The 7,300-nt window shown below is 33.1% G+C and carries 7 protein-coding genes; all 7 read left to right on the top strand.

Annotation, left to right across the window (positions count from 1 at the left end; all coding sequences use genetic code 11):
- Window positions 1–81: 81 nt before the first annotated feature.
- A complete protein-coding gene (locus ACT8VG_RS05445; protein ID WP_440247572.1) occupies window positions 82–255 on the top strand; it encodes a MarR family transcriptional regulator in 174 nt (57 codons plus the stop codon).
- Between the two features lie 160 nt (window positions 256–415).
- Entirely contained in the window at window positions 416–1,102 is a 687-nt protein-coding gene (locus ACT8VG_RS05440; RefSeq protein ID WP_444195357.1) for an alpha/beta fold hydrolase, read from the top strand.
- On the top strand, window positions 1,080–1,841 hold the full coding sequence (gene aroD, locus ACT8VG_RS05435) for a type I 3-dehydroquinate dehydratase (protein WP_444195356.1): 762 nt from the start codon (window positions 1,080–1,082) through the stop codon (window positions 1,839–1,841). Before ACT8VG_RS05440 ends, aroD begins: the two co-directional genes overlap by 23 nt.
- Window positions 1,834–2,604 carry an HD domain-containing protein gene (locus ACT8VG_RS05430; RefSeq protein WP_444195355.1) on the top strand — a complete coding sequence of 257 codons (771 nt, stop codon included), beginning with the start codon at window positions 1,834–1,836 and terminating at the stop codon, window positions 2,602–2,604. The genes aroD and ACT8VG_RS05430 overlap by 8 nt, the downstream gene beginning before the upstream one ends.
- Window positions 2,601–4,037, top strand: a complete 1,437-nt coding sequence (locus ACT8VG_RS05425) for a 6-phospho-beta-glucosidase (protein ID WP_444195354.1) — start codon at window positions 2,601–2,603, stop codon at window positions 4,035–4,037. Before ACT8VG_RS05430 ends, ACT8VG_RS05425 begins: the two co-directional genes overlap by 4 nt.
- A gap of 284 nt (window positions 4,038–4,321) precedes the next feature.
- Entirely contained in the window at window positions 4,322–6,490 is a 2,169-nt protein-coding gene (nrdD, locus tag ACT8VG_RS05420) for an anaerobic ribonucleoside-triphosphate reductase (protein ID WP_444195353.1), read from the top strand.
- Window positions 6,491–7,088: 598 nt separating this feature from the next.
- On the top strand, window positions 7,089–7,300 hold a 212-nt coding region (locus ACT8VG_RS05415), incomplete at its 3' end, for a hypothetical protein (RefSeq protein WP_444195352.1).

Raw genomic sequence — 7,300 nt, 5'->3', positions numbered from 1 at the left:
TTTTATGATAAAGGAGACGAATTTGAGGTAAAAGGAGTCTAAGTTGATGCAAAAGGTGCCAAAAAAGGAACTGAAAGAAGGTTGGAGATACTTAATAGAATGAGAGAAAATCCTTTTGTAACACAGGTTAAGCTAATGGAAGAGTTTAATCTATCTAGAAAACAGATTCAAAACATCATTCAATATTTGCGTTTAAATGGGTTAGTAGAAAGAGAAGGCTCTAATAGAAGTGGTAAATGGATAGTGAAGAAATAATATATTACTACATTTTCTGCACTGTATGATATTAGAAAAACATTGTATATATCGATGTTATTTTGATTTGTGATGAGAGTGACTGTTAAACACATTAACAAGTCACTTTTTTCATAGTTGTTTAATATGTGTTATAATGTGGTCAAAGCGAGGTAATGCTATGAAAATATATTATGAAGTACATGGAAATGGTTATCCGATTATCTTATTACATGGTAATCAGGAAAATAGAAAAATATATGATCAATTAATCAAGGATTTAGAAAATGATTATCAATTAATCGCAATGGATTCACGTTATCATGGTAAATCTATTAAGAGTGGTCCTTTAACACTAGATCGTATGGCTCAGGATGTGATGGATGTCGCAAATGAATTAGATTTAGAAGCATATGATGTCATTGGCTTTAGTGATGGTGCGAATATCGCACTTACACTTGCAGGAAAAGATGACCGTTTAAAACATATGGCACTTCTTTCACCTAATGCCACTCCTCAAGGCATTAAATGGTATTATCGTCTCCATATGTATATGACATTACTCTTATTGCCAATATTCTGTATATATGATAAGAGATCAAGAATACGTTTTAAGCTCATTTCATTTATGACAAAAGAGCCACATTTTACTGCAGATTACTTATCAGAACTCAAGATTCCAGCTTTATTACTATCTGGTGAACATGATGTCATCAAGGATTCTGATTTTACTTTTATTCAGTCATCATTGCCTTATTGTGTACATAAGGTGATTAAAGGTTCACCACATTTCTTATTAGGTGATCAATATGATAAAACATTAAGAGAAATAAGGGGGTTTTTATATGCCTGTCATTACGAAGCATAATGTATTAGATATAAAGAATGTTGTATTTGGAGAAGGAACACCTAAGATTTGTCTTCCTATTGTAGATACAACTAAAGAAGATATTATTGATACTTTAGATTCTTATAAGGATTTAGATTATGATGTAGTAGAAATTAGACTTGATTTCTATGAAGGATTAAAAGAAGGGCATTTGACAGATGCATTAGAAGAAATTAAGAAACATACAGATAGACTTGTATTAGGTACAATCCGTACTGTGAGTGAAGGAGGAGAAGGAGAACTTACTTCTCTAGAGTATATACATTGTATTAAAGAAATCTGTGATGCTCATGTGGATCTAGTAGATATTGAGTTATCGCAGGGATATGAATCTGTGATGGAACTTGTTCAGTATGCTCATAAGAAGGGTGTTCATGTTATTATGAGTGTACATCATTTTGATGAAACACCATCAAGAGAAGATATGCAGGAAACACTAGAAAAGATGGAAATATTAGGAGCTGATTTACCTAAACTTGCTGTTATGCCTGAAAGTAAAGAAGACCTATTAACACTTCTAGAAGCCACTCTTTATTCAAGTCAGCGTTTAGGAAAACCTATTATTACTATGTCCATGGGTAAACTAGGACGCTTGTCACGAATGATGGGCGAATACTTTGGTTCATGCATGACCTTTGCGACAGCTAAGGATGCGAGTGCACCAGGACAGGTTCCTCTTGCTGATTTGAAAAAAGTATTAGAGGTTCTACATGATTAATTTAGAACATGCGAAAAAGGCATTTGATAATTATATCAATCGTTATGATCTCTCTATCCCGCATATTCATCTTAAATATGTGCATTCTTATAAAGTAATGGATGTTATGGGTGAACTATGTGATATGAAAGGTAAAACTGAAGAAAAAGACTTATGCTTATTAATCGGCCTATTACATGATATAGGTCGTTTTGAACAGTTTCGCTTATATCATTCTTTCCTAGATAGAGAAACAGTGGATCATGCAATGTATTCTTCTCATGTATTATTTGAAGAGGGACTTATTAGAGAATTCATAGAAGAAGATACATATGACACTATTATTAAGCATGCTATAGAACAGCATAATAAATACAAAGTAGAAGAAGGCTTTAGTGAAGAAGAACTCTTTTACATACATATGATTAGAGATGCAGATAAATTAGATCATTTTCGTGTTAAAGATGTAGAAAAGGATATAGTCTTACTAGGTGTGACTTATGAGGAAGCAGGAAAAGAATCTATAACGGATGAAGTCTATCAACAGTTCTGTAAACATCAACTTATTTATGCTCCTACAAGAAAAACACATTTAGATATGTGGATTTCTTATATTGCCTTTATATTTGATCTTTACTTTGATGAAAGTAAATCATATATTGAAAAAAATCACTATATTGAAAGAAGCTTTGATAAAATAAAAATAGAAGATCTAGAGACATTGAAGACTTATCTTGCATTAGAAAAATGTGCACTAGAGTATATTAAAGGAGGAAGTGTATGAGTTTACCAAAGGATTTCCTATGGGGTGGTGCTTTAGCAGCTCACCAGTTTGAAGGCGGTGTATTAGACACTACTAAAGGCTTAAGTGTTGCCGATGTAATGACAGGTGGAAACGTATCAACACCACGTGTGATTACTGATGGTGTAAAAGAAGGATTATATTATCCAAACCATATCGGTATTGATTTCTATCATCATTACAAGGAAGATATCAAGCTATTCGCAGAAATGGGCTTTAAATGTTTTAGAACATCTATTGCCTGGACAAGAATCTTCCCATTAGGTGATGAAGAACAGCCAGATGAAGAAGGTTTACAGTTCTATGATGATGTATTTGATGAATTATTAAAATATGATATTGAACCAGTTATCACATTATCTCATTTTGAAATGCCTTATCATCTTGCGAAAGAATATGGCGGATTCATGAACAGAAAGACTATTGATTTCTTTGTAAAGTTCGCAGAAGTATGTTTCAAGAGATATAAAGATAAAGTTAAATACTGGATGACTTTCAATGAAATCAACAATCAGATGAACTATAAGAATGATATTTTCGGATGGACTAACAGTGGTGCTCATTTTGGAAACTATGATAATCCAGAAGAAGCAATGTATCAGTGTGGTCATTATGAATTAGTAGCCAGTGCAAAGGCAGTGAAGATTGGTCATGAAATCAATCCTAACTTCTTAATCGGTAATATGATTGCGATGGTTCCTACTTATCCATTCTCTTGCCGTCCAGCAGATATGGTATTATCTACTGAAATGATGCATCAGAGATGGTTCTTCTGCGATGTACAGTGCCGTGGCCATTATCCACGTTATGCTTTAAAGATGTTTGAAAACAAAGGCTTTAACTTAGATATCACTGAAGAAGATAAAAAAGCTTTAGCTGCAGGTACAGTAGATTATATTGGTTTCTCTTATTACATGACTAATACTGTAGACTCTACAGCACATATTGATGTTTCTAAGTCATTAGATGGTTCTAGTGAACATTCAGTCGCAAACCCTTATATCAAAGTATCTGACTGGGGTTGGGCTATTGATCCAGAAGGTTTACGTTATGCATTAAATCAGATGTATGAAAGATATGAAAAACCATTATTTATTGTAGAAAATGGTTTTGGTGCGATTGATAAGAAGGAAGAAGATGGTAGCTGTCATGACCCATATCGTGTAGATTACTTAAGAGCACATATTGAACAGATGAAAAAAGCTGTAGAAATCGATGGTGTTGATTTAATGGGATATACACCATGGGGCTGCATTGACTGTGTCTCTTTCACTACAGGTGAAATGAAGAAACGTTATGGCTTTATTTATGTAGATTGTAACAATGATGGAAGCGGTACACTAGAACGAAGCAAGAAAGATTCATTTGACTGGTATAAGAAAGTTGTTGCAAGCAATGGTGAAGATTTAGGTTAATTCGCTTTCAACATTGCGAAAAAAAGAAACCCATGAGAAATGCTTGACATTAGGCTCATGGGTTTTTATACTGTTTAAGGGTAAACATTCTTGATGTTTATCGATAATTAAAAAAACGTTGATAAATTCAACATTTTTTCATGTTAATAAATTATTTGTGAGATATTTTTTTTATCTCAAGCATATTAGTTGCATGTGCAACTAATTTAGACTAATATAGAATTAGAAAAAAATCTATTAGGTATTTCATCCTAATAGATTTTCTTATGAGGAGGGTAAATAACATGGAGGTAATCAAGAGAGATGGCTCAAAGGTAGCTTTTGATGGAAGTAAGATTGAAAATGCGATTTTAAAGGCTATGCGCTATGGCAGCGGTATTGTGAAACCTGAAATTGCATCTAAGATCTCACATGAAATTGAAGACTGGCATAAATCAAGTGGAGCAGCATCTATCAGCATTTATCGTATTGAAGGACAGGTTTTTGAAAAGTTAATTGAAAAGGGAGAAGTACTTACTGCTAAGGCTTATGAAGGCTATCGTAAGGTAAGAGAGTTCCAAAGAGAAACTAATACAATTGATAATGCGATTTATGGTATTGTCAATCAGACTAATAAAGAAGCAATGGATGAAAACTCTAATAAAGATGCGACTGTATTAGCTACTCAGAGAGACTTAATTGCTGGTGAATTCTCTAGAGACTATTGCCGCCGTTTATTATTACCACCAAAGATTGTACAGGCACATGATGATGGTATTATTCATTTCCATGATATGGATTACTATATCCAGAAGATGCATAACTGTGATCTAGTAAACTTAAAGGATATGTTTGCGAATGGTACAGTTATTAATGATAAATTGATTGAAACACCTAAGTCTTTACAGACAGCATGTACTGTTGCAACTCAGATTGTTCAGCAGGTGGCTAATGGTCAGTATGGAGGACAGACAATCTCTATTTCTCATTTAGCACCTTATGTACGTGTATCATATAAGAAACACTTAAAGGCTGTAAGAAAAGAAGGCAAAGAAGTAGGTATTGATTATACAGAAGAACAGATTGAAAAGATCGCAAAGTCTCGTCTTCATGAAGAAATCAAAGCAGGTGTACAGACTATCCAGTATCAGATCAATACATTCTCTACAACTAATGGTCAGGCTCCATTCTTATCTATTTTCATGTATTTAAGAGAAGAACCAGACTATATTGAAGAAACAGCTTTATTAATTGAAGAAATCTTAAAACAGAGATATATCGGTATGAAGAATCCTGTGGGTGCTTATGTCACTCCAGCATTCCCTAAATTACTTTATGTATTAGATGATAATAATGTGCCTGATGATTCACAGTATCGTTATTTAACAGATTTAGCGGTTAAATGTGTATCTAAGCGTATGATGCCTGATTTCATCAGCGCAAAGATCATGAGAGAAAACTATGAAGGACAAGTATTCCCATGTATGGGATGTCGTTCATTCTTATCTCCATGGAAGAATGAAAAAGGTGAATATCAGTGGTATGGTCGTTTTAACCAGGGTGTAGTCACACTTAACTTAACTGATGTTGGTTTATCAGCTAACAAGAATATGGATTCATTCTGGAAGATTCTAGATGAACGTCTAGATTTATGCTATGAAGCATTAATGTTAAGACATGAAAGCTTAAAGGGTACTCCTTCAGATATTTCTCCAATTCATTGGCAGTATGGGGCCATCGCAAGATTAAAACCAGGAGAAAAGATTGATTCATTATTAGATACTTGTTATTCTACATTATCATTAGGTTATATTGGTTTATATGAATGTGTAGTGGCATTAATTGGTCAGTCTCATACTACTGAAGAAGGCGATGCATTAGCTCTTGAAATTATGCAGAAATTAAGAAGTACATGTGATAAGTGGAAGAAGGATACAGGTTTAGGATTTGCCTTATATGGTACGCCTGCAGAATCTACTACTTATACATTAGCACGTGCATTAAAGAAGAGATTTGGTATCGTCCCTGGTGTAACAGATAAAGACTATATTACTAATTCTTATCATGTCAATGTAAGAGAACATATTGATGCATTCTCTAAATTAGGCTTTGAAGCGAAGTTCCAGAAGATTTCTTCTGGAGGGGCTATTAGTTATGTAGAAGTGACTAATATGACAAATAACTTTGATGCCATGAAAGAATTAATTAACTATATGTATGAAACAATCCAGTACGCTGAAATCAATACTAAGTCTGACTATTGTCAGGAATGTGGTTTCTCTGGAGAAATCTTATTAGATGAAAACAATGAATGGTATTGTCCTAACTGTGGTAATAGAAACCATAAGACTTTAAATGTATGTCGTAGAACATGTGGTTATCTTGGTGATAACTTCTGGAATAAGGGACGTACACAGGAAATCAAAGAACGTTTTGTACATTTAGATAATAGAGTATATCAGGAAAATAACTAGGAAAGCCTTGTGTCATTAAGGGCTTAAGAGATAACCGTGACTGGTTATCTCTTTTTATGTAAATGGGTGGTGATTTTTCGCTTATTTACTATGTTTAGAGCTCATATAATAATCGGTAATATTAAAAGTAGTATTACTGGGATATATCATGGAATAACTAGAAGAGAGATGCCTTTATTCCTGAATGAACAGGAGTATAGGTTTAACCATAGAAAGATGGGAAAGACTGTTATGGATAAAATCAAGAAATACCTATAGAAATCATTTACTATCAGTCATAGACAGATAGTATATATCCTGAATATTTCTGCTCTACATTTCTCTTAAATCGTCACCTGTTGATTATGGGTATTCAAATGGTAGTTTATTATCCTGGAAGATTGTATTGGCAAAGAGATCAACCTCATAATGTTAGTGGCATGCCTTTCCACTACTAATTTTCAATAAAATATAGCAAAATGTTGAAAAGCTAAAGATTCCTTGATAAAATTTTCTCATAGAAAATATAAATGATATCATTTGAACAGAGAAATCTTTTAAAAGAAAATAATTATTCAAAAAAATAGCTTAATCATCTAATCTTTAAGGAGGAAAAAATATGGAAGATAAGGTTATGATAGGTGAAACACTTACTAGAAAAAGTTTGATTAGTTTTTTATTGCTAGTTTTGGTTTTTGGGATTGTTGGAGCAGTTTGTATATATAATGTTTTAAGAGTATATTTTTTAATTCCATTTCAATATTATATGTTGATGTCGATTTTAACTTTTGTAATTATTATTCTATTCTTAATGCCCTTAGCTAGTAGTTC

This window comes from Catenibacterium sp. (assembly GCF_052354645.1).
GTDB lineage: Bacteria > Bacillota_I > Bacilli_A > Erysipelotrichales > Coprobacillaceae > Catenibacterium > Catenibacterium mitsuoka_A.
The sequence above is the reverse complement of the archived record's forward strand: the minus strand, read 5'-3'. Positions and strand labels throughout refer to the sequence as shown.

What these genes read in the sequence shown, in the direction of transcription:
- ACT8VG_RS05440 (WP_444195357.1), top strand. Translation starts at nt 416, where the DNA reads ATGAAAATATATTATGAAGTACATGGAAATGGTTATCCGATTATCTTA.
- ACT8VG_RS05425 (WP_444195354.1), top strand. Translation starts at nt 2,601, where the DNA reads ATGAGTTTACCAAAGGATTTCCTATGGGGTGGTGCTTTAGCAGCTCAC.
- nrdD (WP_444195353.1), top strand. Translation starts at nt 4,322, where the DNA reads ATGGAGGTAATCAAGAGAGATGGCTCAAAGGTAGCTTTTGATGGAAGT.
- ACT8VG_RS05430 (WP_444195355.1), top strand. Translation starts at nt 1,834, where the DNA reads ATGATTAATTTAGAACATGCGAAAAAGGCATTTGATAATTATATCAAT.
- aroD (WP_444195356.1), top strand. Translation starts at nt 1,080, where the DNA reads ATGCCTGTCATTACGAAGCATAATGTATTAGATATAAAGAATGTTGTA.